Genomic DNA, 999 nt, shown 5'->3' with positions numbered 1-999 from the left:
GGACTTCTAGGCCTGCCTGAACTGCGTAAGATTAGCCGTAGCCCTGTGAATTTATCTCTCGATCCTGCAGCGATTCCTGATATAGAAGCGAGCATGCACGTTGTCGAACAAGTGATTGCTGAAGATCGCACTGTGTATGGCATCAACACGGGTTTTGGCTTGTTAGCAAATACCAAAATCGCCCCTGAGGATTTAGAAGTACTACAGAAAAGTATCGTGCTTTCTCACGCGGCGGGCATTGGTAAATTCATGTCTGATGAAACTGTTCGCTTGATGATGGTGTTAAAGATTAACAGCTTGTCTCGCGGTTACTCTGGTATCCGCCTCAAAGTGATTAATGCCCTTATCGATCTTGTGAACGCACAGGTTTACCCATGTGTTCCACAAAAAGGATCTGTGGGTGCTTCAGGAGATCTTGCTCCCCTCGCCCACATGAGTACGGTACTGCTAGGTGAAGGCCAAGCACGCCACAACGGCAAGATCATCACTGGCTTAGAAGCAATGCAGATCGCAGGCTTGGAGCCAATAACACTCGCTCCGAAAGAAGGCTTAGCTCTGTTAAACGGCACACAAGCATCGACAGCATTTGCATTAGAAGGTCTGTTTGCAGCTGAAGACTTATTCGCGTCTGCAACCGTGTGTGGTGCAATGTCTGTAGAAGCCGCGCTAGGTAGCCGTCGTCCGTTTGACCCTCGTATACACCGCGTTCGTGGTCATCGTGGCCAAATGGATGCAGCACTTGCTTACCGCCATATGCTTGATCAAAAGAGTGAAATTGGCGAATCACACACTTGCTGTGAAAAGGTTCAAGACCCTTACTCACTGCGTTGCCAACCTCAAGTGATGGGTGCTTGTTTGCAGCAGATTCGTAACTCAGCAGAGACTTTAACGATTGAAGCGAATGCCGTATCCGACAACCCGCTTGTTTTCGCTGACGATGGCGACATCATTTCAGGTGGTAACTTCCACGCAGAGCCCGTCGCAATGGCAGCCGATAAC

Annotated in this window: 1 protein-coding gene; it reads left to right on the top strand. The window is 49.2% G+C overall.

The annotated features are described in order from the left end of the window. On the top strand, window positions 1–999 hold a 999-nt coding region (locus AB4653_RS01770; RefSeq protein WP_372103173.1), incomplete at both ends, for an aromatic amino acid lyase.

The organism is Vibrio sp. 10N.222.48.A3, assembly GCF_041475345.1.
GTDB classification, from domain to species: Bacteria; Pseudomonadota; Gammaproteobacteria; order Enterobacterales; family Vibrionaceae; genus Vibrio; species Vibrio tasmaniensis_A.
Note: the sequence above shows the minus strand (reverse complement) of the source record. Positions and strands in the feature narration are given on the sequence as shown.